Origin of the sequence: Pectobacterium sp. CHL-2024 (assembly GCF_044751765.1) — a bacterium.
Taxonomy (GTDB): domain Bacteria; phylum Pseudomonadota; class Gammaproteobacteria; order Enterobacterales; family Enterobacteriaceae; genus Pectobacterium; species Pectobacterium brasiliense.
Map to the genome: position 1 here is coordinate 174,826 of NZ_JBIXKO010000002.1, position 25,149 is coordinate 199,974.

Sequence of the window (25,149 nt, forward strand, 5' to 3'; positions counted from 1 at the left end):
GCGATTCACGGCAGAGAAATATCCAGTTTCCCCGCTCCGGCATTGTCCAGGACGTATTTCTCAACGGCGGCAATGGATTTCCCGGCGCTATACGCATAAGGCGGGCTCCATTCCAATTCATTGGTGCAGGTTTCCAGCGCCCATGCGGGTACCGCTTTGCCAGAATTCGTAGCGGCGACCTTCTCGGCTTCTTGCAATGTGCTGCATTTGTCTAATGCGATTTGATTCAAATTGCTTGCCGGATTGCCATTGAACCAGGAGCCGTTGTCTTTGAATTTGCTTCCTTTGTAGGCACCGATGATCAGATTTTCATCCGCGCCGCCGCCCTGGAAATTAAACACGTTACTTTCGGAAAGAATGGATGAATCGAAGCCCATCCCAATGGCATACAGAATGGGGTAATTTGTATCCGTTGCCCCGCGATGGTAGTTATTCAGCAAATGCACCTGACCAAAGCGCACACGCGGTGAACGCTGCACGCTGTTGTCCCATAAATTGCCTTCAAAAGTGATTCGGTATTCCCCTTTATCACCATCGCCGGAGCCAATTAATACCGTTTTGTCATGCTCGGCAAAAATGTTGTAGGAAATCGTCAGGTAGTCGGCACCGTCTTCAATATCCAGCAAACCGTCGTGGCGTTGGATATGTTTGCCAAATAGCACCGGTTCCTGATAGTCAGGGTGTTCACCATCCGTAAAGGTACAGTGATCAACCCAGACATTTTTACTGGCGTTAATCGACACGGAATCATAGCGCGCATTCCAGTTGCCTTTATCACCGTCGCCCGCATCCCAGGCAGGGGCGAAGTCACGCGGTGCCTGAAACGTAATATTACGGATAATGATGTTGCTGTTATCGGTTTTGCCAAACGTGTGACTTAAGGTGTTGAGGGATAAATAGCCTTCTACCAGTTTCGCTTCGCTACCCACGCCTAAAATCGTGGTATTCGGCGGTACCTGAAATTGAATCTGCGCCTTCTGGTTGTTGGCATACTGCGAGCGTTGACCATTTTGCTTTTTAAGCAGGCTAAGTTCAGCGCTAGCCGCCGCCGCATCGCTGCCGCCCGCATCCGCCGTCGCTTTCAACTGCGCCATATAATCCTGGTCGAACGCTTTGACGTATAAGTCAAAATCAAACGTCGTTTTATTCGGCTTGGTTTTATAATACTCAGCATCCGCATAGCGTCCATTGCCTAAATCATCGCCGCGGACCGTGCCTTGCCAGTAGATAATTTTGGGCTCTAATTTCGCCTTCAATTCCGCATCGGCATCGCCGGCGATATAACGAGGGCTGCGGATGTTATTTAATGCGTCTTTTAATTCCTGGCGGCTGGTGACGACATAAATACTATTTTCATGTGCGCCCTCGCCCCCCGTCGTTGCATAAAATTTACCATCCGTATTCTGATATTGCGCAGCCCAGCCAAACGGTGCCGTTTTCACCTGCAAATCTGGCGGAGCTGCTTCTGCCACTGGCTGCTGACTATTATCACACCCAGAAAGCACGAGCCCGGAAAGGGCAATAGCTACCGCACAGGTACGTAAACGACCAGTTCCAATAACCGCTCTAAACATTTTATCCCTCAGTATTTTTTAATTATTAAAATAGAAAAATAAATCCGCACAAAACCCTGCGATATTAATCGCATACTTTAAAAGTACTTTTATTCTTAATGTCGTGGCAGATTGGCACGTCCCTTATTGATAAAAAAGCAGTACACTATCTGTAGTAAAAAACCACATAATAATGCTGCCCATTTAGCACTCGGGACTGTTAATTAAATGATGATAGCACCACCCCACGCTGATTGATTATCGAACATAAAAAAGAAACGTTATACCTACAATGGTAAAACATGGTTTCATTAAAGCAAATTCACACGTTTTTTTTGCGACCCGCATCAAGATTCCATCTGTGATTATTATGACTATAATAGTTTTTAATCAAAATGGAGGAACTGTCACATAACCGAGAGATTCAGTTTTCTGGCTCTTTCTATTTTTTGCAAAATAAGGCAGACGGCACCATCCTACTCACCCGACTTTGGTTTATGATGTGGTGCTACACGACCTAAATACCCCCTAAAACACTTAAGGATAAGCGCGTGGATAACGCACCGGACGCAACGACACACTCACAGCCAGCACTGCTTGCCAGATACCCGATGCCCGGTTATCTGATGGTTATTTATGCTCTGCTTTTTACCGCACTCGGCTGGTTCAGCCACCAGCGCTGGGGGAGCCCTGCTTCTCCGACGACCGCTTTAGCGGCTCAAGCGACCACCTTGCCTGCGGCAGAAGAACAAACGCCAGCAGCACTCGCCGTTACACCTCATCAGGAAGAGGCCCATACCGATACACCCGCTTCCTCAGAGAAAAAGACCACGCTGCCGTTACCCGCCATCAGCAACGGTGAGATTCCGCCGCTGGCCTACAGCGCACATGTTTACACGTCGGATGATACCAAGCGCAGCATCACGCTCAACGGCCTGCAATTCCGCGAAGGGGATTCGCCAATAGAAGGGCTGACCATAGAACAGATCCAGCAGGATATGACCATTTTCAGCGTAGAGGGTGAGGTGTTTATTCTGGAAGCACTGGAAGATTGGCCAGGCGGAAAATTCAACGAAAATGAACGTTCCGCCGACAATCAAAGTGGAAGCGCTACGCCTTAGCTTTGGCTGCGAATGGCCTCAATAAACGGCGCCAATGTACGGTTAAATTCCGAACACTGCGCCTCTTTTGGCGTACTGTCTTTCAATAACCCTTGATACAGGCTTTCACTGCGCTGCGGTAAAGCCTGATAGCTCGCAACATTCCAGCCTCGTTGTTTCGCTACAGCCAACGCGACATTGGCAATCGTCGCATCATCAGGCAGATCGCTGCGGTTACACTTCGATTTGAGATAGCGGGTAGCCGCAACCAGCGACGCCAGTTGATTCAGTTGATCGTTAGGAGAAACCGTTACCGCAGAAGACTGGCCTGCCGCCGTTCCTTTTTGGGCAGACGTTCCTGTTTGCTGGCACCCGGCCAGCGTAACGCAAAGCAGCGTTAACGCAGAAATTTTAGACAGAGATAATGACATGACAAACTCATCCTGATTGAGATTAACGGTAGGCATTCTAGCAAATGATAAGCCGCTGTCACGGCATGTTTATGTGCTCCCAGTCAGTCGACTGGGAGCCGTGGTTATCAGGAAATGACTATCAGGCAGTCGTGCCCTTGCCGGGTAAGGATTTGGTGGTTGGCAGAAGACCGTCGGCACGGAACATGGCCTTAATACCGCGTACCGCCTGCCGAATTCGATCCTGATTCTCAATTAAGGCGAACCGAACATGGGTATCGCCATAATCGCCAAAGCCAATGCCGGGGGAGACGCAAACCTTCGCTTCCGACAGCAGTCGTTTGGCAAACTCCAGCGACCCCAGATGCGCATAGGCTTCAGGAATTTTCGCCCAGACGTACATTGACGCTTTCGGCTCATCAACCATCCAGCCGGCCTCGTGCAGACCACGCACCAACACGTTACGGCGCTGGCGATACTGCTCGGCAATATCCCGCACACATTGCTGATCGCCTTCCAACGCAGCAATCGCCGCCACCTGCAACGGCGTGAACGTACCGTAATCGTGGTAGCTCTTAATCCGAGCCAGCGCGCTGACCAGCTCTGGGTTGCCGACCATAAAGCCGATACGCCAGCCCGCCATGTTGTAGCTTTTCGACAGCGTGAAGAACTCTACCGCGATGTCCTTCGCGCCGGGAACCTGCATGATCGACGGCGCTTTCCAGCCGTCGTACACGATATCGGCATAGGCCAGATCGTGGATCACCAACACGCCGTACTGTTTCGCCAACGCCACAACGCGTTCAAAGAAATCCAGCTCAACACATTGTGCTGTCGGGTTCGACGGGAAACCGAGAATCATCATTTTCGGCTTCGGAATACTCTCGCGGATCGCGCGTTCTAATTCGTTGAAGAAATCGACGCCGTCCACCAGCGGCACAGAACGCACCTGCGCCCCAGCAATCACCGCACCATAAATGTGAATCGGGTAGCTGGGGTTAGGCACCAGCACCGTATCGCCATGATCCAACGTTGCCAGCATCAGGTGCGCCAGACCCTCTTTGGAGCCAATCGTGACGATAGCTTCGCTTTCAGGATCGATATCAACTTCATAACGATCGGCGTACCAGCGGGAGATCGCACGGCGTAAGCGCGGAATGCCTCGGGAGGTCGAATATCCGTGAGTATCTTCGCGTTGTGCGACCGTACAGAGTTTTTCCACGATATGAGGAGGGGTCGGGCCGTCAGGGTTACCCATGCTGAAATCAATAATATCTTCGCCGCGACGACGCGCAGCCATTTTTAATTCAGCAGTAATATTAAATACATACGGGGGAAGACGATCGATGCGCGTAAAACGGCGCGGAGAAGTAGAATCAGCCATAACATCCTCAGATTAACGTGAGCGCCCGGACCGTCCGAGCGACGCAGTGCCTGTAAAGGCACTCTACTCAACATCATTCAAATCGCTGTAACCCGTTTTCGTTGACGACACCTTTCGTTAACTACAACTTTCGTTAACCACAGGGGTACAAGCGACCTGAAGTGTGATGAGCTTATTCAAGCTATCTCAGATAATTCGCCCTGTCGATACTGTGCTCGTAAATTTTTCCAGCCTGGAATTAAGCTTCATCAATTTCTGGCTAAAATCGCGAAAAATGGAGAATACGCACCGAAAGAAGCATTACACTTGATGACCCGCTCAGACCTTGTAAATAAGGCGCTTATCCCCCCTGAGGCACAGGATGGTTAACCCGAGAGTAAGCTTATGACTGAGATGCGACATTTCACCGAGAGTTGGCCAATAGAAGGCGCATTTACCATTTCACGCGGCAGCAAGCGTCAGGCGGATGTCGTTGTGGTGGCGATCCAGTCTGGCAACGTGACAGGCTACGGCGAATGCGTCCCTTATTCGCGCTACGGCGAGTCCCTCGACAGCGTCACGGCACAAATTGCCTCACTGCACGGCGACATCCGTAACGGTTTAGATCGGGAGAGGCTGCAAACCATCCTGCCCGCAGGCGCGGCGCGCAATGCGCTCGATTGTGCATTCTGGGATCTGGAGTGCAAACAGCACCAACAGCGCATTTGGCAGCATTTGAATCTCCCTTCGCCTACGGCGTTGGAGACAGCCTATACGCTATCGCTGGATACGCCAGACCGTATGCGCCACGCCGCAATACATCATGCTAATCGCCCTCTTCTCAAACTAAAGCTGGCCGATGCAGACGATCTGGCCAGAGTTGCCGCCGTGCGCGAAGGCGCACCATCGGCTCGTCTGATTGTGGATGCGAATGAAGGATGGGATACCGAACGTTATCTGACGCTGGTTCCTGAACTTGCGGCACTTGGCGTAACGATGATCGAACAACCTTTCCCAGCAGGCAAAGATGATGTGCTGGCAGACTTGCCCCGCCCGATTCCCGTCTGTGCCGATGAATCCTGTCATGACAGTCAGTCGCTGGCCGCTCTGGTCGGCCGCTATGACATGATCAACATCAAGCTGGATAAAACCGGCGGTCTAACGGAAGCCCTGCGTCTGCGACAATATGCGCAGGAGCAAGGTTTAAAAATTATGGTCGGCTGCATGGTGAGTACATCGCTCTCGATGGCACCTGCATTTGTCGTAGCACAAGGTGCCGCCGTGGTCGATTTGGATGGCCCGCTGCTCTTGCAGCGCGATCGTACTAACGGGTTGCACTATAACGGTAGCGAAATATTACCGCCCGACGCATTATTGTGGGGATAACGCGCGTTAACCTGCATTGAGCAACTATTAAGGAGTGTTGTGATGCAACGTCTTGTTTATGTTGATGGACTGTATGTAGAAGAAAATGAAGCAAAAATTTCTGTATTTGACCGTGGTTTCCTGTTTGCCGATGCCGTCTATGAAGTGACGGCGGTCATCGATGGCAAGCTGGTTGATTTCGCCGATCATATCACTCGCCTGCAACGCTCCTGCCGCGAGCTGTCGCTCACGCTGCCTGTCACTCCTGAGGCACTCAAAGAGATTCACGATGAGCTGATCAATAAAAACGATCTGAAAGAAGGCGCGATCTATTTACAGCTTAGCCGTGGCAATGCCGGCGATCGTGATTTCTATTTCCCTTCTGCTGACGTCAAATCCACGTTGGTGTTATTCACTCAGGCACGTTCGTTGGTCGGTAACCCGAAAGCCACAACGGGCCTGCACGTTGTCACCACCGAGGATATTCGCTGGCATCGTCGGGACATCAAAACCGTCAGCCTGCTCGCCGCCAGCCTGGCAAAAGAGTATGCCCATGCCAATCAGGCCGACGACGCTTTCTTTGTTGAAGACGGTTTCATTACCGAAGGCAGTTCCTGCAATTGCTACATCGTCCTGCATGACAACACGGTTGTGACCCGCCCACTCAGCAACGCTATTCTGCACGGTATTACGCGTCAGTCGCTGCTCAAGCTGGCAGAAAAGGAGGGCATTACGCTGGAAGAACGCTTTTTTACGCCGGAAGAGGCGTATCATGCTAAAGAGATTTTTGTCAGTTCAGCCACCATGCTCGTTCTCCCCGTCGTCATGCTGGATGGAAAAACGATCGGCGACGGCAAGCCCGGAAAAATCACTCAGCGGTTGCGTGAAATCTATCTCGATATGATTAAACAGCAGGAAAAATAGCCGCGCTTCACATCCTGTAAGCACGGCTTCGATGTTCATCCGTTACCCGTTCACTGCCGGATAACGGATGGCTGAGCACATTATTTATCCTCACCCGACATGCCGTCAGTCAGCGCAAGCCCTGAGTTTTCCAACACCATCTTCTGCGGTACGGCCAGTGGAATATTAGATTCCCGCAGTCGCTTGATAATCGCAAACAGCAGATCGCTCTTCGCTTCCGATACCATTCTCGGACTGCTGACATAGCCTGTAACGCTCAGCACCATGCCCGTTGGGTTCAACTGGCTGAACTTCACTGACGGTGCGGGGGTTTCCAGAATCGCCTCATGACTGATGTAAGCATCCAGTAACAGTGTCCGGACTTCTTCAGGATCGATATCCAGCGGGAACGTCAGCGCCAGCGTGGCAACCCCAAACGGGTTCCCCATCGTAATATTGCGCACATTCTGCGAAATAAATTGGGAGTTCGGCACGATCACCGTCGAACGGTCGCCGAGCTGAATTTCCGTCGCACGCACGTTAATCCGCCGAATATCCCCTTCAACACCGCTGATACTGACCGAGTCGCCAACTTTCACCGGGCGCTCAGTCAACAAAATCAGGCCAGAGATAAAGTTCTTCACGATCTCCTGTAAGCCAAAACCGATACCCACCGACAGCGCGCTGACAATCCATGCCAGCTTGTTCCATTCAATCCCCAATGTCGCCAACGTCAGCAGGATAATCAGGATGTAGCCGATGTTGCTGAACAGCGTCACCAGCGACGCACGGATACCGCGTTCTAACGTCGTTTTAGGAAGGAATTCGTCTTCCAGCCAGCGTTTTGAGGAGCGTAAAACATAAACCCCCACCACCAGAAAGAGCACGGCATTGACCAGATGAGCAGGCACGATGCTGAGCGTTTCCAGCCCTTTTCCGCCCCAGATTTCAACGGCTTTTTGCACCAGCTCAAGCGGCGTAGTGGTGCCAAACGTCCCGTTCAGTAAAGCGACGGCCGCCATCAAGATTAAAAAGACTTTACCGGCAGCCGACAGGAGCAAGGTAGCCTGAGCCAGATGCCGATCGTCCAGATTGAGCGAATTCTTCATTCGCTTGCCGCTGGCGTTGTTGGGAGAAAAGAGGCTTTCGCAGATATCGGTAATAAACGTTGAGAACAAATACAGGCAGGAGAACACCATACCAATCCACACTAGCTCGAACGCCAGGAAACGAGCCAGTGAGATATAGCCGATGACCAGCGACACCAGAATAGAGAATGATGTTGCCAATACGGCAAGATGAATAATGCCGGATAATGTCGAACGCGCTTCCGGCTGTTCCCCTGAATGCACCATCTGCCGACGAATCTGATCGCTTTTTAGCGTAATTGTTCCCGCAGTAAAGGCCAGGAACAATGCAGATAAGCCGTTTACCATAATGGTTGCCGCGACCGATGTTCCCACCGTCGCTGTCACTTGTTCAATAAAACCGAAGATCAGAATAATGCCCGCGGCAACCACAGGAAACGGCTTCATGGCTTTTGCGACGGGGTTAGCAATCGCAGGCAAACGCCATGAAGGGCGCTGATTCGAAAGGAACGCACGCCCCAATCCAGCGATCATCGAACAGAAAATTGCCTGTCTCACCAACGCATCAAGGAATGACACGACGCGTTCTGAAGCCTCACCGTGGCGCGTAAACGTAAAGTCGATCAGATTAACCGCAATACCGATCGTGACCACGGTTGAAATAACCGACGCCGTGGCTAAAAAGCTCCGCCGCAGACGCCCTTCCGGCAGCCAGTTAATTCCCGCCCAGGCCAGACATTTCTCCATATACCGACGCCCCGCCGAACTCATAGCCATGGCGATCAAAATCAGGAGTGCGGAACCGTAACGCCAGTCTGGCTCCCAGGCCACCGTAAAAGCATCGCTTAATTGATCCTGAAAGGTACTCAGGCGGCGTACATCCTCAGCCTGCGGAGCCACAATCGGTGCCCAGAAGCGCCCGCCCAGAATGCTACCGGAATTCAATGCCAGCTGCGTTTTCAACGCATTACGGCGCAGAGTCACGATTTGCGCAGACAGATTGGTCGCTCCGGTGCGTAAAGCCTGAATCTGCTCGATCTGCGCATCCATTTTTGCTTTTTGCGTATTCAGACTGTTTCGCTTACGCGTCACTTCGCTGGTTTCACTAATGCTGGATCCGGGCTCTGGCGCTGGTCCTAAGACATCCAGCTGAGCCTGAATTTGAGCGCGCTGCGGTGCTACTGCATTAGCAAGCTCATTGGCGCTATTCACCAGTTCCTGCGTTGTGTCATTCAACGCGCCAAATTTGCTGTCGCTATTGGTGCCTGAAACCTGCTGCTTGATGTTATCTAACTGTTTTTGCAGCTTGATCAACTCGGCATCGACATTGATTTTTACGGGCGCATCGGTCTGCGCAGGCTGTGGGTCAGGATCAGAATCCGCACTCGCCACCGATGCATATCCAACAGGCAGCATCAACATTGCCAGCAGACAAACGCGCAAGAATGCGGATGAAAGAATGTTCATAAATCAAAAGGTTCCAAAGTTCGACAAAATAGCGGATCCACAAATAGCCGAGCGACAAACCCAGCACGTGAAAGCAGCCCACACTCATCCAAAACCCACGAATGCGAGCATAGTGTACCAACAGCGCAGAACGCAGAATATGCCCGTTCATAACTTGAAAAGAATTACTGAACGCATCTAGCAGATAAAACTGAAATTTTCATTGCTATGTGTAGTTCATGTGGACGAGGCTCGCAATTGTGCAAAAAAGTCACACCTGAGAAAGCGACATTCACCAAAGTTGTACAGGGATTCACCGTATAGCGTAAATCCAGCGCCAACCCGTTGACTCACTGGGACGTGTGGGTATAATCCAGCCCACTGTTGTAACACGCATCAGCCATTTCTTTTTGAAATGCGCCCTTAGCTCAGTTGGATAGAGCAACGGCCTTCTAAGCCGTAGGTCACAGGTTCGAGCCCTGTAGGGCGTACCATTTCGAAGTAAACAGACGTCAATCGACGTCTTTTTTATGCCTAAATTTCAGTGAATTAGCTATAAACCCGCTGCTTTCAGTCAACCAGACTCTACCGACATCTCCGTACATCAAGTAGGATTTGTTGGTATAAGGATGGTACAAGCCCGTTCAATGAATTCTTATACCAACAACCAGCGTATGCCGACACCTCAATATGGAGATCTGCTATGCCACTCACCGATGTAAAAGTCAGAAGTGCCAAACCAGAAGACAAGGCTTATAAACTTACCGATGGTGAAGGGATGCATCTGATGGTCCATCCTAATGGCTCTAAATATTGGCGTCTGCAATACCGCTTCGACGGCAAACAGAAAACGCTGGCGCTTGGGGTATATCCTGAAATTACCCTATCTGAAGCCCGGCAACGCCGTGATGAAGCCAAACGCCAGATTGCTACCGGGACTGACCCCAGCGAACAGAAGAAGGTGGATAAACAACTACGCCAAACGCTCGTTGATAACACCTTCAAAGCTATCGCATTGGAATGGCATGAATACAAACGCCCTAACTGGTCGAAGGGCTACGCTGAAGACCTGATGGAAGCCTTTGAGAACGATATTTTTCCTGATATCGGCAAACGGCCTGTTGCTGAGATCAAGCCGCTGGAGATGCTAACCTCGCTGCGCAAGCTGGAAAAACGCGGCGTACTCGACAAGTTGCGTAAGATTCGCCAAGCCTGTAATCAGGTGTTCCGTTATGCGATTGTCACTGGCCGGGCGGAAAACAACCCAGCATCAGAACTGGCAAGCGCCCTTCCCCCACCTAAATCCACGCACTACCCTCACCTTCTGCCGGATGAACTGCCAGATTTTCTACGCGCATTATCAACTTACTCGGGTAGTAAGGTCACACAACTGGCAACACGTATTCTGATGCTTACCGGCGTTCGCACCATCGAATTGCGGCAAGCAGAATGGAAGGAGTTTGATTTTGAGAAACAGCTCTGGGAAGTGCCGAAAGAACGCATGAAAATGCGCCGTCCTCACCTTGTGCCCCTTTCCGATCAAGTGATCGATGCGCTGCAACAACTCTATGCCGTTACCGGGCGATACAATCTGGTTTTCCCTGGACGTAACGACATCACCAAACCGATGAGTGAAGCCAGTATTAATCAGGTACTGAAACGGATTGGTTATCATGGAAAAGCGACAGGTCACGGCTTTCGCCACACGATGAGCACCATACTGCACGAACAAGGCTACAACACTGCCTGGATCGAATTGCAGCTTGCTCATGTGGATAAGAACACCATTCGTGGCACGTACAACCATGCGCAGTATCTGGAACAGCGGAGAGGCATGTTGCAGTGGTATGGGGATTTTGTTGATGGGCTGGAGCATGGGGATGTAAGGAAGGTTGTGGTGATGGGTAAGCGGAAGTAGGCACAAAAACGATTGGCCGGAATTGTTCCGGCTTTCGCGTTACGAGATCGATGCTTGAGTCAGTATGATGATCGCATGATGCGGTTGATCATGGGGTAACTTAGTGTGCTTCAAAATACAGCTTACACATGTGCGATTCGTGGCACGTATAGCCTTAATAGAGATGATGCAGTGATATGCAAGTTAAAACGGTGAGCTTGGGAAAGGTGGATTTATGATAGAAAAGCAGGATAGAACATGTACGTAAATAAATTAACATAGCCATCCTTACATCTGGATGGCTGATTTTTACAGGAGTATTTATTTTTCAAAAAGCTCTGAATTGCTGGCGTAAGGTACTTTCCCTGAAGGCACAACCTTTGCAGCAGTAATTAAATGTACATCCTGATCATCAAAGAAGATATGCGGTTTAAATGCTTTCAGTACTTTTGTTTTTTCTACGCCGCCTAGAAAAAAAGCTTCATCGACATATACCCCCCAACTTCTCAGTGTTTTAATGACTCGCATTTCAGAAGGGCTGTTTCTAGCCGTCACTAGCGCAATACGGACGGGTGAATATTCAACGCGAGTCGGCAATCGTTCTTGAAGCTTGGCTATTTTTTTTAGCAAAGTGGCATAGGGTCCCTCTTCCATTGGGATATCTTGCTGTGCATCTTCCTGAGCGTGAAAAGCAGCCATCCCTTGGGTCTTATAAACTAACTCGCTTTGATCAGAAAAAAGCACCGCGTCACCATCAAACGCGATGCGTACTTGCTCTTCTGGGATATCAGAGGCATTGGAAGGCGGGTCTTTCAATATGGCGGCGGCGCAAAACCTAGAATCAATGACCTTCTGGGCATCATCAACATTGGTTGTTAAAAACAGATCAACATCAAAGGCATCAAGATAATCGGCAACAGTTTCGCCTGCGGTAAAGGCTGAGCGAGTAATATCGAGCTTGTCATGACGAATGGTATTCAGAACGCGGATACCTGTATCGGGACTGTTACGCGACATCACAACAACCTCGACCAGTGGTGATTTATCATCCGGTTGGCGATACTGGTTCAGACCCAGAAGCGCTTTAACTAAAGGATAACCTGTACCAGGGTGTAAAGGCTGGTTTTCGTGTTCCAGCATGTAGGCGCGATACTTTTCAATGGCGCTATCGGGATCGGTCGCATAAGTTTCCCTAAACATACGATCGGATTCGCTCATGTCAAAAAGCGCGGTTGAGCTAATGCCAATAACTAAAGTATTACTTAAATCTAAAGGCATGGTTGGTTTCCTAAAGTCGAATTTCGAGGTTTTGGAATCGATACATAATAATGCAAGAAAAACATTTCAGTTATTAGTAAAAATAGATTACTGTCAAAAAAAATTATTCCTTACTTATCAATAACATCAAGAATCGACTGACATTTTTCTTTTACATATAGTTTAGTTTTTTCAATTTCCATCCTACTATTTATTAATTCACTCTTTAAGTTATTTATCGTACCCTCCTTTTTTGAAAGTATCTCATAAAGGAATGATATGTTATCCAGCAACAGTTTATCTTTATCTACAATATCAAGAGAATATATTTCATCCGCAGTTGAGTAACATATTTTAACTATATTCCCATTTTCTTTTTTTATTCCTGTAGCGATCCTTTTCTCATCTGGAAATATATTTATAATAGCAAGGTGAATTTCTTTTAATGACAAATTTTTTCTATATTCCTGGCGTCTACGCTCATAGTAAGAATCATTGCCGTAGTATAAATAGCTAATAAAAATATCACCATTATGGCCTTCTGATATATATGGTTGATAAGGATTTTCCGTCTGAAGCTTAAATGAACGCATTCTAATTTCATAGCCGTCATCAACTTTGTCGATTAAAGAATTTTTATCAAAATTGACTTCTGTTTTATCTGAAATATATGTGCCCATCTGGTCATCCTTCATGTATTTAGTTTAATTCGTGTAATGAATTATTCTAAGAAAATTATAGTTTATTGAATATTAAAAGACCACTAGCTAATGCATCGAAGAATTTAACTAATTCAGTCACTTTATCTTCTTGTTTTTTTACAAGAGATCCATGGAAATTAACTAATCTCGTAAAAGCAAGTTGTTTTTCCAACGGAGGAATAGGAATCCTAAGCGCTGATAAAGTACCTTGACTAATGTTTTGAATATTCGCGCCCTGGCCCCCGCTCAACATTTGCTGTTTCATTGAAGGTGTACGAAAGAGAAAATTAAGATAGTCTGGGATGATTGCAGGATTTTCTAATCTGTATCGGATACAAAACCCACTAAAAGTTACTTCCACTTTTTTTGGGTAAACTGTAAGACACCTCCCAACTAAGGCTTTATTTCCATTAGATCGGACGAATACGATATCACCATCTTTCAAAAAATAATCATCGGGAGGAATATTATCTAATTCAATTTCACCGATATTATCCATACGGGTTATAGTTGCCCGTGATTTGAAATCACCGACTCCCAGGCACTTCATAGCCGTTCCCGACTCCCCCTTCGTAAAATTCAGTCCATTTTTAAATGAACCATATTCTAATAAAGACGCAACATCCCATCCCATCGGGTTTTCAACAGGATCGCCAAACATCTCCAGAAACGCAGCACGTAAAAAATCATCGGCCAGTTTTATTGCTTGCTCACGTTTTTGGCGTATACCAGCGGCTTTATCAAGAATATCTGCGATACGCCTTTGCTCAATTAAAGAAGGTAGAGGAACCTCTAATGACTTAATCAATCCTTGGCTAATATTAGGTTGAGCACCGCCGACAGCATTTTCGACAAAATAGCCGAACTTACTCTTCAAGAAGTAATAGAGATACTTCATATTTGCAATTGTCGTATCTGGCCTGATATTGCAGATAGCTTGATTAGTAGCTGCATTAATACCTAAAATAGCCAAACGGCCAACAGTAGCTCCATACATTGCTATTAAAATTGAATCTTTCTCGACTATTTTTGCACTACTATTTTCTAGCCCTACGGTTGTAATATACTCATTTGCTTCATAAATTATTGAATCTTTAAGATCTCCTGATTTAATCCAAGGGATGACGCCCCCTTCATAGTACTCAGACTTTGACTTACTAGGTGTTCCACCGCTACCAGTGTTGCAAAAATCCTCAATTTTCAAATAACGCCAACTCACAGCATCCCCTCCAGTTCATCCAGATCCGCCAGAATCTCTTTTTCCAGATCTTTTAACCGCTTCAGTATCACCTTCGGATCTTCATACTCCTCCGCCTGATACACCACCTCTTTATAACGGTTGATGGAGAGATCGTATTTCTGCACGGCAATATCCCCTTTCGGCACCACAAACGCCGCCTGAGTGCGATCTTTAAAATCAACTCCGGCATCAATACCTTCTGGGTACTGCTGCTTCAGCAATGAGGCTGATTTCTCACCCATAAAGTTATCAACCGGCAGTCCCCGCAGGGTACGATAATGCTTCCAGCTTGCCAGCAAATTCGGCAGATCGTTGTCTTTTATCGGGTTACGTTTGTCATCTAGGCTGTAGCCGTCATTTTGCAGATCGTAGAACCAGACTTCATCCGTTTGACCACCTTTGGTGAAGATCAGGATCGCTGTCGCTACGCCCGCATAAGGTTTGAATACGCCGGAAGGCAGGTTAATCACCGCCTCCAATTGGTTATCTTCCACCAACGTTTTACGCAGCGATTGATGCGCCTTGCTGGAGCTAAACAGTACACCCTGCGGCACGATAGTGGCACTGCGTCCACCTACTTTCAGCATTTGCAGAATACGTGCCAGGAACAGCAGTTCAGTTTTCTTGGTTTTCACCATTGCTGACAGCGTAGAGTCGATGTCTTCCTCATCCAGTGAACCAGTAAACGGCGGGTTCGCCAGAATCAGATTGAAGGCGTTTTTACTGGCCTGCGGGAAGTTGGTGCTAAAGCTCTGACTCATAGTGTCCTGATAGTGGATATCCGGCGCTTCCACACCGTGCATAATCAGGTTCATGGCGGCAATACGCAGCATGGTGGTATCGAAGTCGTAACCGTGGAACATGTTGTTATCCACATGGTTACGCCACTGCGTCAGCAGATCGCCAGTAAAGATTTTTTGCTCTTCCAGTTCGCCACGTTCGTCGGTGCCAATCTCGGTATGAATGGATTCCAAAGAGCTGTATTTTTCCAGCAGGTACTCATAACTGGTTGCCAGAAAACCACCAGTGCCACAGGCAGGATCGCAAATCGTCTCACCACGTGCCGGGTTCGGTTCCATCATTTCAACCATCGTGCGGATAATGTGGCGTGGTGTGCGGAACTGACCGTTGATCCCGGCAGTAGTCAGCTTGCTCAACAGATATTCGTAAAGATCGCCTTTGGTATCGCCACGATCCAGCGGCAGGCTTTTTATCACCTCCACGGCTTTAGTCAATAGCGAAGGTTTGACGATCTCCAGACGGGCATCTTTCATAAAGTTGCCCAGCAGCGTTACCTTCGACGCACCAGACTGGCCGAGTTGACGGAAATGCTGGAATACGCCATCGCGCACCACTTCCATCATTTCATCCGAGCCAAGGTTGCTGTAGTGGCTGAAGCGGAATTCCTGCTGTTCTGACGCAAAACGCGGTTTAAAATCAATACCTGCTATTTGTTTACGCTTCTCATCCCGTTGTTCCTGGGTATCCAGCATCCGGGAGTACATCAGGTAGGTGATTTGTTCGATTACGGTCAGCGGGTTGGTGATGCCACCCACCCAGAAATCTTCCCATAGTCCGTCGATTTTACTTTTTAAGTCACCGGTAATCATTGTTAACGTTTATACCCTGTTATAAATACAAAAACCCCGCTGCCGGGGCTTGTCATGCGCGCATTATACCGTCGCGGTGTCGATCACAACACCCAACTCTTCGACTATCTTTTGCAACCGGACGATCTGCTCTATATCCGGGAATACTCCGGTAACGCCTTCGTTGTGGATATGCGTAAACGGCTGTTCAAAGAGCTGCCGCATTTCAATGGTGCCGTAATAACGGATATGATTTTTCAGCAGCGACAGAAAGCGCAATTGTTGGCTGGTCAGGCTGTTGTCAGCGGCGAACTGTGCAAAACGCACTTCCACCGCGCCACTGTCCATCCCGATTATGGTACGTAACAGTTTATCCAGGCTGGCGGTTGCCTGCGGGTAGAACTCTTTCAGCGCCCGGATATCAACATTCGGGTTCTGGATAAGCACCAGCTTTGCCAGCTCATCCAGCTCACTCTGCGTTACCGGCTCGCCGTTGCGGATTTTCTTCAGTACTGGATTTTGCTGGAACAACGGCTCCAACGCGCCCTGAACCTGCTGGCGATAAAGTTTGAAATCAATCGAGCGGATATTGGTTTTGCGGGTGTCCGTCTGAATCTGGCCTGCATCTTCAGTGATATCCACCTGTACCGGATTAGGGCGGGGAGTCGGATCTTTTTCCATCAGATGCATAATGCCACGCAGATGAATGCGGATATCCTCCAGTTCTTCCAGACTTGCCTGCTTCCACCAGCCTAAGTCGCGAAGCTGATTAATCCGCTGTCCCTGCTGCTGTACCTGTGCCAGATGGGGCGGCAGACGCTCCACTTTCTCCACGATGACCGGCCAGATCACATCCAGCTCCTCCGGGTTAGTATAACGGGCGGTTTGTGCCGCCAGAATATCCATATCGAAACGCATGGCGTCACTTTGCCCGCGCACGTCCAGCCACTGCATCAGCGGGGCCAGAATGGATAGCAGATCCTGCTGCGTTTTCGGGGAGAGCTGGCGCAGCACTTTTTCATCGCTGTACTGCGCTTTTTGTTGCCACTTTTCCTGTACGGCAATTGATTTTTCATCCAGAGAGTTGATTTGCTCTCGGAGCTGGCGAGCGACTAAATTCACCGCCTGCTTGTCGAATTTACGCTGTGCCGCGCCCCCCAGTATCACCCACGCTTCGAAACGTTTTTGCGCCAGCGATTTAGTCACGGTGACTTCGGCCTCTTCGGTATGTAGCTCGTGATACTCAAAATTGCCCCAGTGATCGAAAATGCGGAATTTCTGTTTATCCAGCGGCTTGCCGTCGTCATCGTTGCCGAACAGCACAGGACAAAGGCGCGTACCTCGACCAATCATCTGCCAGAACTTCACTTTCGATTTGACTGGCTTGGCAAAGACCAGATTCACAATTTCCGGGACATCAATGCCGGTATCTAGCATATCAACGGAGATCGCGATGGTAAGCTCTTTGTTGGTGCTTTCATCCAACCCTTTAAAATCATCAATTAATTGCTCAGCGCGAGGATCGTAGTTGTCGATGACCTGACAGAAACGTCCGGCAAATTGCGGGTACATGTCGTCAAACAATTTATTCAATAAAAGCGCGTGTCTATGGTTGCGGGCAAAAATGATGGTCTTTCCGGGAAGTTGACCATCCCGATCTTTCAGGCCATTTTCCATCAGATTACGCAGGATATGGCGGTTGGTGTCTTTGTTGTAGATCGCCTCATCCAGCGCTTTGCCTTCAAATTCCAGTGTATTGGGATCGATACCCTGCTCTTCCAACTCACGGATTTGCGCATCGCTTAACTTTTCCCGTTTAATACCTTCGCGCAGGAATTCCGTAGTGTGCGTAACAACCTCATAAGGCACCAGATTGTTGTCTGCAATAGCATCTTCCAGGCTGTAGTTGGCAGTAGGAATGCGCCCTTCGCAACCGAACAGACCGAAAGTGGTTTTACTCACCATGTCGATCGGCGTTGCCGTCAAGCCAATCTGGATCGCATCAAAATACTTAAACAGATCGCCGTAAACGTTGTAGATCGAACGGTGAGATTCATCAGCAATGATCAGATCGAAATAGCCGACATCAAAATGATCCATGATTTTCATCATGCCAGGGTAAGTAGCGATATAGATCCTGGCATTCTGCCTGTCTGCTTTCTTCGATTTCCCGACCACATACAATGGCTCATTGGTAAATTGATTGAAAGCATTCGCCGCCTGTTTACGTAACTCTTTGCGGTCACAAAGAAACAGGACTCGTTTTACCCAACGGGCATCAATCATTAGCTTACTGAGCGCAATCGCCACACGCGTTTTACCCGTCCCAGTCGCCTGAACAATTAGCGACTGCCGGTATTTGTCGGTGAAGCGTTCGCTGACTCGGGCAATGGTTTCAAGCTGATACAAACGTCCAGCAACCGCTTTGCCCTCTTTGTCTTTAACGTGAGGCACACTATTTAAGGGCAAACGGGTTTCACGTTGTTGAATAAGATATTGCAGGCTTTCTTTACTGTAGAAGCCAAATACCCGACGCGGTGGATAGCCATGAGTTTTGTTGTCGTCCCACAGCCAAATATCGTAGCCGTTAGTGTAGAAGATGACCGGTCGCTGACCGTATTCTTTCTCCAGCCAGTCCGCATATAACCGGGCCTGCATTCGCCCCTGTTCAGCATTGACGCTGGTTTTTTTAGCTTCCACCACCGCTAGCGGTTTGTGTGCCTCATCCCACAAGACATAATCCGCATAACCATCCCCGGTCATAGTAGGCTGTCCTTTAACAGGGTGTTCCTGCGTAACCTGATCGGTATTTTTAAGTTCTTCGCCTACATTCCAATCAGCAGCAAGCAGGCGGGAGTCAATCAGGCGGCGACGGGTTTCCGCTTCATCAATAGAGAGGATATCAGCAACATGCTGGTTACGCGCTCTGGCTTCACTCAGGCGCTGAGCGAGGTGTTCGGCCTTTTCCTGCTCTTGCTGTAGTGCGCGTTGTAATGCCAGTTCGCGTTCACGGCTTTCATCCTGCGCTCTGATTGCGTCTTCCAGGCGTTTTTCATCTGCACGACCTGAAGATTGCGTTAACGGAGGGAGAGAGAATTTGGGGCAGTCATCAACATTACCGTGGGCATAACGAACATATAGCCAAACACCTAGTAAATATGCTTCCTTAAGCAGCCAGTAGGTATCTTTGGCTTTGATACGTCCGCCGTGCGCTGCGCGGTTGCCGTGAATACGCAACGCATCCATTTTCATGATGATGGCTTCCGGCATCATGCTGGTAAAGACATCTGCCCCCATCAAGTCATACAGGCTGGCTTTAATCCCTTCCGGTAACCGTTCCTGACGATACAACCAGCGCACCATCAACTCGGTGTAGTTGCGCAGCTTCACTAGACTACTTTCCGGATCGGCGTGAACATAGCGTTCTGCCATACATGCAAGTTCCGCCAGTTCTGGCCACTGGCTACGCAACATTTCGAAATTGAGAGACTGCTCCATCAATCATCGCCTTATGTCGTGGATAAAACAGGATTTATGGAAAGAATATCACACTAATTTGGCTAATGAAGTGAGCCTTATGCCATATATCAGCTATGTATTGGTCAGCAAAGTGACCGTGATAAATTGTATAGGAAAGAAAATGATACTATTTACGGGATTCTTCGATACGCTGCTGTAACCAGGTCGCCACTTCACTTTGCAGCCAACGGGAGCTACGCCCTAGCTTGATGGGTTTGGGAAACAGGCCATCTTTGATCAGCTTATAAAACCATTTGTCAGTGAGCCCAGTCAGTTTGGTGATGAATGCCATATCGACAAACTGGTCTTCGAGTAGGGAAGGTTGAACAGTCATAGCGAAATTCTCAGGTAGTTTAAAGAGTACCGGAGTCGAGATACTGGTTATCACTGCCTGCTCCGGCATAACAACCGGGGAGAATGTAAAAAGTGTTTTGCCTTTAGTGGCTACCTCGTGGTCGTCCTAACTTGCTGGGTGCAGGGATTTCATTGGATCCGTAGTAATAATCACCGTGCTTTTGCTCTTCTTTCGCCAGATAGCTGATAATGTAGCGTAGGCCATTGATAGCAAGGTTATCATCGTAATTAACTGGCTGGGTTATATCAGCTTCGTAGCTGGCTTTACGATCACACCGGTTGTGGTAACCTTGGCCTTCCGTTATTTCCTGCCACAGTGCTCCAATCTGTTCTGCTACCGGGTATGTAGCCTGGTTATTGTGTCTATTGAGATACATCACGATGTGAGCATGACACCCATGACGACTGGTAAACTCCAGTACCCAGAAATATCCAACGAGTTTGCCTTGACGCATCATCATTTCAGTCAACTGGCGAACCTCACATTCAGCTAGCTTCATCCCATGATGGAGATAACGCAATGAACCTTTCCGATAAAATAGATCGATCCTGATGGGTTGTAGGCGAGAGTAACGTGCTAACAGTTGATTAAGGTGGTCATTAAGTAACGAAAGTAGGAACCAGTTCATCGTGTAGTTACGGTTGTAAGGGTATGGGAAATCCATTATTGAGTTCTCTGTTGTGGGTATACAGAGAAATACACTGATATGTATTTTTATGTAGGAGATTGTGTTGATAGCAACCATGCTCTCTATGGTATTCCGTTATGGCAGTAATAAATTAAAATAACTAATTTTCATCCTATATCAGAGTGTTTGACAGTGATAGTGGATACACGTATCAGATATATTTACCAATTATACTATACGAGATATGGATGATCACACTGACGAGACGTATGAATAAGTAATGAGGGTTAATTAAACTAAAAACCCAAATGTTATTTCTAATCCCCCCCTCAAACGGTAGCACTCTAGACTCAATTTTTTCACATTAAAAAATATTGTTATTAGAACAAGTAGCACCACCAAATACTGAATGTACGGCTTGTACTCCAAGAGTTTTAGAACAATTGATAGCATTTTGTTCGTATTTAGCTAATGACCCCCAGTCAATCGTATTATGTCGATGCGCTTATACGTAGTGAAATACCATATTCAAAGGAGAATGAATTCACATTACTCTCTGAATCTCCACGGGGAACCTAGACACTTCCGAACCGTTGAACATATTGATGTTCATATTCCGTCGGTGACATATGATCACTTGAGCCATGCCGACGCTTACCGTTATAAAAAATTTCGACGTAATCAAAAATATCACACCGGGTTTCTTTCCACGTTCCATAGATTTTTTCTTTGACCGTTTACTTTTCAGTTTTAGAAAACAGCTTAGCTGCTGCATTGTCATGATGGTTTGCATATCGAGAAAAAAACCACTTTGAAGTCAGGTTAAATCATATACCACAGGCATTACCCATGTCTTAAATTTGGTAAAACACTACGTAAAATACTACATTGATAACCACGTAAAAATAATGCTAAAATACTTTTTTATATTATTTCAAGTAGGAATTAAAATGAGCTGCGTTAGTTTTTATGAAAATCGAATTAATATGCAAATATTGCTCTGCAACAGGGGTTTATTTGATAGTGAATTAATCAGATATCTTATAGATAAAGCAGAGTATTCATCTTTTAAATATGATTTTTTAGATAATATAGTCCCTCGGCGAGAATTTGGTTCTTTCTCGCCTGAAATGATATTCAATCAGACAGAAGAAAAAACAAAAAGCTCACTCATACCTGAGGATAGCTTAAAATGGGTAGATTCACCGTTGGCTATTGCATTTCTAACAAATGTAATGAACTCACTTAACAATGAATATTACTCAAAAACAAACCCATCTCTTCTTTTTTTTAATTCGCCCATTGATATCCTTTATGTTGCTAATGGTGCCATGTCTTTTAAATCATTAGTCTTCATGGTTGACAATCTGAGTGTAAAGATTGGCAGGCAAAAAATAGAAGAAATTATTTATACTTTAAAAAGCCAATGGACTGCTTTGACTAAAAGCTTTCCAAGCCCATTTTGGTTTTCAGCAAATAAACAAAACATAAAAGAAATGGACTCTTACAACTGGTTGCTTTCAAGGTTTGACAAAATGGGGGTTATTGAGGATAACATTGACTATCATAAAAAGAGTGAAAATCAATTTATTATCTACTCTGTTTTTTACTCATGGGCGTCAAATAAAACAATGTCTGAAGTAGAGTTGTTTTTGATAAAAACAAGAAAGTCGTGGAGCCAGAGAAAATTTAAAAAAAGTGTAAAGGATAAAAAGGTGCTCAATACCTATATTAGTGGAGATGCTAAAGATCAGCTAAAAAAACTTGCAAAGAATAGTAATAGAAACATGAATGAAGAATTGGAAGTGATTATCAATGATGCTTATTTAAGACGTTTAATGTAATACATTAAAAATAATTTCAGATAGATATTATCCCCATGCACACCCCAATCAGTGGTGGCTTTCAATAGCCGCCACGCCATTCTGTCTGTCTGAGAAATCTTTATGCACAATTACGAGAACCTGCGAGAGATACAGGCGTCGCTATCAGTATTGCCGGGTAGCCTGCACCAGCGCGTCATTGACCACATTGAACAACTGATCCAATACGAACCCGTCATCGGCATTATGGGGAAAACCGGTGTAGGTAAATCCAGCCTATGTAATGCACTGTTTCAAGGGGAAGTGTCCCCGGTCAGTGATAACAGCGCCTGCACCCGGCAAGCTCTTACGTTCCGGCTGTCATCAGGACAACGCAGCATTCTGTTTGTCGATTTACCCGGTGTCGGTGAGAGTGAGGATAGGGATCGTGACTATGTGGCACTCTACCAGCATTGGTTGCCGCGCGTTGATATTGTCCTCTGGTTGCTTAAGGCTGATGACCGGGCGCTCTCTATTGACCAGCATGTCTATCGCACCGTTATCGGTGAGCGCTATCGTGACAAGATACTGTTTGTCCTGAACCAGGTTGATAAGCTGGAGCCTTGCCACGAGTGGGACTGGGAGTCGCAGCAACCCTCACTCAATCAGTCAAGCAATATTTATGCCCGTCGTGTCACAGTGCGTTCCACCTTCTTTCCGACCCATCCGGTCTGCGCCGTGTCGGTAAAAACCGGCTGGGGCATGGCAGCAATGGTGGAGACGCTGTTTCAGTGTTTACCGCCTAAGGCCAGTAGTCCGCTGTCAGTACGCTTACAGCCCGACTGGCGTTCAGTGGCTATTGAGAACAGGGCTCAGGATGATTTTGCCCAGTCGGTTGGCGACGTACTTGATAGCATGATTGCGCTGCCTGTCGTCCCCGCACCGCTAAAAATACTTATCGGCGGCCTCAAACAAACCGTGGTGTCACTCGCCCGTTCATTGTGGTCACTGCTGTTCTAGGCAACACCTACCTTTTCATTCCCATCTGGCCCTGTCGCTTTTGCGGCAGGGTTTTTGTTTATTCTTTTTCTGAGGACATTCCTATGGTTCGTTTAGCTTCCCGCTTTGGTGCTGCCAATGTTATCCGTCGTGACCGACCGTTAACACACGATGAATTGTTCCGCGTGGTCCCCAGCGTGTTTAGTGAGGACAAGCATGCGTCGCGCAGTGAACGTTACACCTGTATCCCGACCATCACCCTGCTGGATAGCCTCCAGCGTGAAGGGTTCCAGCCCTTCTTTGCCTGCCAGACCCGCGTCAGGGATATCGGCAAACGCGAGCACACCAAGCATATGTTACGCCTGCGCCGGGAAGGACAAATCATCGGCCAACAGGTGCCGGAAATTATTCTGCTGAACAGTCATGACGGCTCCAGCTCCTACCAGATGTTGCCGGGGCTGTTTCGCAGTGTGTGTCAGAACGGCCTGATTTGTGGCGAATCGTTGGGTGAGGTTCGGGTGCCACACAAAGGCGATGTGGTTGGGCGGGTGATTGAAGGAGCTTATGAAGTGCTGGACACCTTTGAGCGTATTGATGAGAAGCGGGATGCGATGCAGTCACTACTGTTGCCGCCACCGGCTCAGGTGGCGCTGGCTCAAGCGGCACTAACCTACCGCTTTGGTGAAGACCACCAGCCAGTCACAGCAGCGCAGATACTGGCTCCACGCCGCTGGCAGGATGAATCCAACGACCTGTGGACCACCTATCAACGGGTACAGGAGAACCTGATAAAAGGCGGGCTGACCGGTCGCTCCGTGCAGGGAAGGCAGTCCCGTACGCGAGCCGTCAAAGGGATTGATGGCGATATCAAACTCAACCGGGCGCTGTGGGTGATGGCAGAAACCATGCTGGCGACATGCCAGTGAGTGATGACCATGTGTTATCACTCTGTAACCACCTGGACAGGGTATGTCCAACCGTTAGCGTTTGCCCTCATAACCGGTTTACCTCAATCGCCCCTCAGGCCGCATCCCACCGGCTTTCTTACTGAAAATAAAAATATTTTTCACAGTGTCCATACCCTGACCACGCCCCTCTTTAAAGTAATCACAGGACTTTCATTCCGTTAACTGCTTCAGGAGGCTGCACCATGACACAGGCTGACCGCCGATATGACCGGCTGGCCGTCAGGCTGTCATTGATAATCAGCCGATTACTGGCGGGCGAAACGCTGAGCGTCAGAAAACTGGCGGCAGAGTTCGGCGTCTCGACCCGTACCTTGCGGCGGGACTTTCGTGAACGGCTGATGTATCTCGACCTGGAATACCGTAACGGTCTTTGCCGTTTGCCGGAGCACCACAATCCGGCGCGGCATGAGCAGGATGTGCTGATGTTTGTCCGGCAAACCGGGATGGGCAGTGTGTTTCCCGGCCTGGATAACCGACTGGTTAATACCCTGTTGGACAGCGGTGAGGACGCCCCTTGTCTGGTCTGGCATCCGCCCTTGCGCGGTACACCGACGCTACCGGGGCATTTTTACCGTCTGACTCGGGCAATTGGTGAGCAGCTACGTGTCACCGTTCTGGCCGACGGTCAGCGCTATGACGGGTTATCGCCTTACCGGCTTATCTGCCTGTACGGCGAATGGTATCTGGTGGCCGAATCGCTGGGGCATCTTCTGGTCCTGCCGCTGCATGAGATTCACGGCGTGACGGTGTCCACCGAGTCATTCCAGCGCCGCGATGATATCTGCCACCTGACCACGCAATCCGGCTTCATCACGGCATTGCCGCATTTTCGCTTTATTCATGACGTACTGACCACTTTCGGCACGTCTCCGACCACATAAGTCAGGGACGCGATGCCAACACCAGAGAAAACCAGAAAGACAGATAAAGAAGGACAGTACCGGTAGTTGCACACAGAGGCCGTTA

19 protein-coding genes, 1 tRNA gene and 1 pseudogene are annotated in these 25,149 nt (G+C 48.2%); 9 read left to right on the plus strand and 12 right to left on the minus strand.

Annotated features, from left to right (window positions below):
* Positions 1-5: 5 nt before the first annotated feature.
* The gene (locus ACIPUG_RS05730) at positions 6-1,574 is read right to left on the minus strand and encodes a polysaccharide lyase family 1 protein (RefSeq protein WP_039509467.1); all 1,569 of its coding nucleotides are present in this window, start codon (positions 1,572-1,574) and stop codon (positions 6-8) included.
* A 530-nt stretch (positions 1,575-2,104) separates the two neighbouring features.
* Between ACIPUG_RS05730 and gspB the strand changes: the two genes are divergently transcribed.
* Complete coding sequence (gene gspB / locus ACIPUG_RS05735) at positions 2,105-2,674, plus strand: type II secretion system assembly factor GspB (protein WP_400337766.1); 570 nt, start codon at positions 2,105-2,107, stop codon at positions 2,672-2,674.
* Here gspB and gspS read toward each other — a convergent pair.
* Complete coding sequence (gene gspS / locus ACIPUG_RS05740; protein ID WP_014916107.1) at positions 2,671-3,084, minus strand: type II secretion system pilot lipoprotein GspS; 414 nt, start codon at positions 3,082-3,084, stop codon at positions 2,671-2,673. The two genes, gspB and gspS, sit on opposite strands and share 4 nt — an antisense overlap.
* A gap of 121 nt (positions 3,085-3,205) precedes the next feature.
* Positions 3,206-4,447: an alanine transaminase gene (alaC, locus tag ACIPUG_RS05745; RefSeq protein WP_014916108.1), complete on the minus strand. Its 1,242-nt coding sequence runs from the start codon at positions 4,445-4,447 to the stop codon at positions 3,206-3,208.
* Between the two features lie 384 nt (positions 4,448-4,831).
* Between alaC and dgcA the strand changes: the two genes are divergently transcribed.
* Positions 4,832-5,812, plus strand: a complete 981-nt coding sequence (gene dgcA / locus ACIPUG_RS05750; RefSeq protein WP_400337769.1) for an N-acetyl-D-Glu racemase DgcA — start codon at positions 4,832-4,834, stop codon at positions 5,810-5,812.
* 42 nt (positions 5,813-5,854) lie between these two features.
* The gene (locus ACIPUG_RS05755) at positions 5,855-6,715 is read left to right on the plus strand and encodes a D-amino-acid transaminase (protein ID WP_400337772.1); all 861 of its coding nucleotides are present in this window, start codon (positions 5,855-5,857) and stop codon (positions 6,713-6,715) included.
* An 80-nt stretch (positions 6,716-6,795) separates the two neighbouring features.
* Here the strand turns inward: ACIPUG_RS05755 and ACIPUG_RS05760 are convergent, their stop codons facing one another.
* Positions 6,796-9,249 (minus strand): DUF3772 domain-containing protein, encoded by a 2,454-nt coding sequence (locus tag ACIPUG_RS05760; RefSeq protein WP_400337775.1) that lies wholly within the window; start codon positions 9,247-9,249, stop codon positions 6,796-6,798.
* A 396-nt stretch (positions 9,250-9,645) separates the two neighbouring features.
* Between ACIPUG_RS05760 and ACIPUG_RS05765 the strand changes: the two genes are divergently transcribed.
* A tRNA-Arg gene (locus tag ACIPUG_RS05765) sits at positions 9,646-9,722 on the plus strand.
* Positions 9,723-9,931: 209 nt separating this feature from the next.
* Entirely contained in the window at positions 9,932-11,146 is a 1,215-nt protein-coding gene (locus ACIPUG_RS05770) for a tyrosine-type recombinase/integrase (protein ID WP_400337777.1), read from the plus strand.
* Between the two features lie 300 nt (positions 11,147-11,446).
* Here the strand turns inward: ACIPUG_RS05770 and ACIPUG_RS05775 are convergent, their stop codons facing one another.
* From ACIPUG_RS05775 to ACIPUG_RS05810, 8 genes and pseudogenes are all read right to left on the minus strand, one after another.
* Positions 11,447-12,403: a 5'-nucleotidase gene (locus ACIPUG_RS05775; protein ID WP_400337779.1), complete on the minus strand. Its 957-nt coding sequence runs from the start codon at positions 12,401-12,403 to the stop codon at positions 11,447-11,449.
* Between the two features lie 110 nt (positions 12,404-12,513).
* Positions 12,514-13,062: a hypothetical protein gene (locus tag ACIPUG_RS05780; RefSeq protein ID WP_400337781.1), complete on the minus strand. Its 549-nt coding sequence runs from the start codon at positions 13,060-13,062 to the stop codon at positions 12,514-12,516.
* A 55-nt stretch (positions 13,063-13,117) separates the two neighbouring features.
* Positions 13,118-14,302 carry a restriction endonuclease subunit S gene (locus tag ACIPUG_RS05785; RefSeq protein WP_400337784.1) on the minus strand — a complete coding sequence of 395 codons (1,185 nt, stop codon included), beginning with the start codon at positions 14,300-14,302 and terminating at the stop codon, positions 13,118-13,120.
* Positions 14,299-15,933, minus strand: a complete 1,635-nt coding sequence (locus ACIPUG_RS05790) for an N-6 DNA methylase (protein ID WP_400337786.1) — start codon at positions 15,931-15,933, stop codon at positions 14,299-14,301. The genes ACIPUG_RS05785 and ACIPUG_RS05790 overlap by 4 nt, the downstream gene beginning before the upstream one ends.
* 63 nt (positions 15,934-15,996) lie before the next feature.
* The gene (locus ACIPUG_RS05795) at positions 15,997-19,410 is read right to left on the minus strand and encodes a DEAD/DEAH box helicase family protein (RefSeq protein WP_400337789.1); all 3,414 of its coding nucleotides are present in this window, start codon (positions 19,408-19,410) and stop codon (positions 15,997-15,999) included.
* A 148-nt stretch (positions 19,411-19,558) separates the two neighbouring features.
* Positions 19,559-19,765 carry an AlpA family transcriptional regulator gene (locus ACIPUG_RS05800; protein ID WP_015841065.1) on the minus strand — a complete coding sequence of 69 codons (207 nt, stop codon included), beginning with the start codon at positions 19,763-19,765 and terminating at the stop codon, positions 19,559-19,561.
* 103 nt (positions 19,766-19,868) lie between these two features.
* Positions 19,869-20,450, minus strand: coding sequence for an inovirus-type Gp2 protein (locus ACIPUG_RS05805; RefSeq protein ID WP_400337792.1), 582 nt, complete (start codon positions 20,448-20,450; stop codon positions 19,869-19,871).
* Between the two features lie 539 nt (positions 20,451-20,989).
* Positions 20,990-21,214: pseudogene (locus ACIPUG_RS05810) on the minus strand (IS3 family transposase); the annotation flags it as partial.
* 150 nt (positions 21,215-21,364) lie between these two features.
* On the opposite strand from ACIPUG_RS05810, the gene ACIPUG_RS05815 reads away from it, so the two are divergent.
* From ACIPUG_RS05815 to ACIPUG_RS05830, 4 genes are all read left to right on the plus strand, one after another.
* The gene (locus tag ACIPUG_RS05815) at positions 21,365-22,258 is read left to right on the plus strand and encodes a hypothetical protein (RefSeq protein ID WP_400337794.1); all 894 of its coding nucleotides are present in this window, start codon (positions 21,365-21,367) and stop codon (positions 22,256-22,258) included.
* A gap of 102 nt (positions 22,259-22,360) precedes the next feature.
* A complete protein-coding gene (locus ACIPUG_RS05820) occupies positions 22,361-23,236 on the plus strand; it encodes a GTPase family protein (protein ID WP_400337797.1) in 876 nt (291 codons plus the stop codon).
* An 83-nt stretch (positions 23,237-23,319) separates the two neighbouring features.
* Complete coding sequence (locus tag ACIPUG_RS05825) at positions 23,320-24,141, plus strand: DUF932 domain-containing protein (protein ID WP_400337799.1); 822 nt, start codon at positions 23,320-23,322, stop codon at positions 24,139-24,141.
* A 224-nt stretch (positions 24,142-24,365) separates the two neighbouring features.
* Complete coding sequence (locus tag ACIPUG_RS05830; protein WP_205562690.1) at positions 24,366-25,064, plus strand: DeoR family transcriptional regulator; 699 nt, start codon at positions 24,366-24,368, stop codon at positions 25,062-25,064.
* Positions 25,065-25,149: the final 85 nt, after the last annotated feature.

Coding starts and splice junctions, on each gene's coding strand:
- ACIPUG_RS05730 (WP_039509467.1), bottom strand. CDS start 1,574: ATGTTTAGAGCGGTTATTGGAACTGGTCGTTTACGTACCTGTGCGGTA.
- gspS (WP_014916107.1), bottom strand. CDS start 3,084: ATGTCATTATCTCTGTCTAAAATTTCTGCGTTAACGCTGCTTTGCGTT.
- alaC (WP_014916108.1), bottom strand. CDS start 4,447: ATGGCTGATTCTACTTCTCCGCGCCGTTTTACGCGCATCGATCGTCTT.
- dgcA (WP_400337769.1), top strand. CDS start 4,832: ATGACTGAGATGCGACATTTCACCGAGAGTTGGCCAATAGAAGGCGCA.
- ACIPUG_RS05755 (WP_400337772.1), top strand. CDS start 5,855: ATGCAACGTCTTGTTTATGTTGATGGACTGTATGTAGAAGAAAATGAA.
- ACIPUG_RS05760 (WP_400337775.1), bottom strand. CDS start 9,249: ATGAACATTCTTTCATCCGCATTCTTGCGCGTTTGTCTGCTGGCAATG.
- ACIPUG_RS05770 (WP_400337777.1), top strand. CDS start 9,932: ATGCCACTCACCGATGTAAAAGTCAGAAGTGCCAAACCAGAAGACAAG.
- ACIPUG_RS05775 (WP_400337779.1), bottom strand. CDS start 12,403: ATGCCTTTAGATTTAAGTAATACTTTAGTTATTGGCATTAGCTCAACC.
- ACIPUG_RS05780 (WP_400337781.1), bottom strand. CDS start 13,062: ATGGGCACATATATTTCAGATAAAACAGAAGTCAATTTTGATAAAAAT.
- ACIPUG_RS05790 (WP_400337786.1), bottom strand. CDS start 15,933: ATGATTACCGGTGACTTAAAAAGTAAAATCGACGGACTATGGGAAGAT.
- ACIPUG_RS05795 (WP_400337789.1), bottom strand. CDS start 19,410: ATGGAGCAGTCTCTCAATTTCGAAATGTTGCGTAGCCAGTGGCCAGAA.
- ACIPUG_RS05800 (WP_015841065.1), bottom strand. CDS start 19,765: ATGACTGTTCAACCTTCCCTACTCGAAGACCAGTTTGTCGATATGGCA.
- ACIPUG_RS05805 (WP_400337792.1), bottom strand. CDS start 20,450: ATGGATTTCCCATACCCTTACAACCGTAACTACACGATGAACTGGTTC.
- ACIPUG_RS05815 (WP_400337794.1), top strand. CDS start 21,365: ATGAGCTGCGTTAGTTTTTATGAAAATCGAATTAATATGCAAATATTG.
- ACIPUG_RS05820 (WP_400337797.1), top strand. CDS start 22,361: ATGCACAATTACGAGAACCTGCGAGAGATACAGGCGTCGCTATCAGTA.
- ACIPUG_RS05825 (WP_400337799.1), top strand. CDS start 23,320: ATGGTTCGTTTAGCTTCCCGCTTTGGTGCTGCCAATGTTATCCGTCGT.
- ACIPUG_RS05830 (WP_205562690.1), top strand. CDS start 24,366: ATGACACAGGCTGACCGCCGATATGACCGGCTGGCCGTCAGGCTGTCA.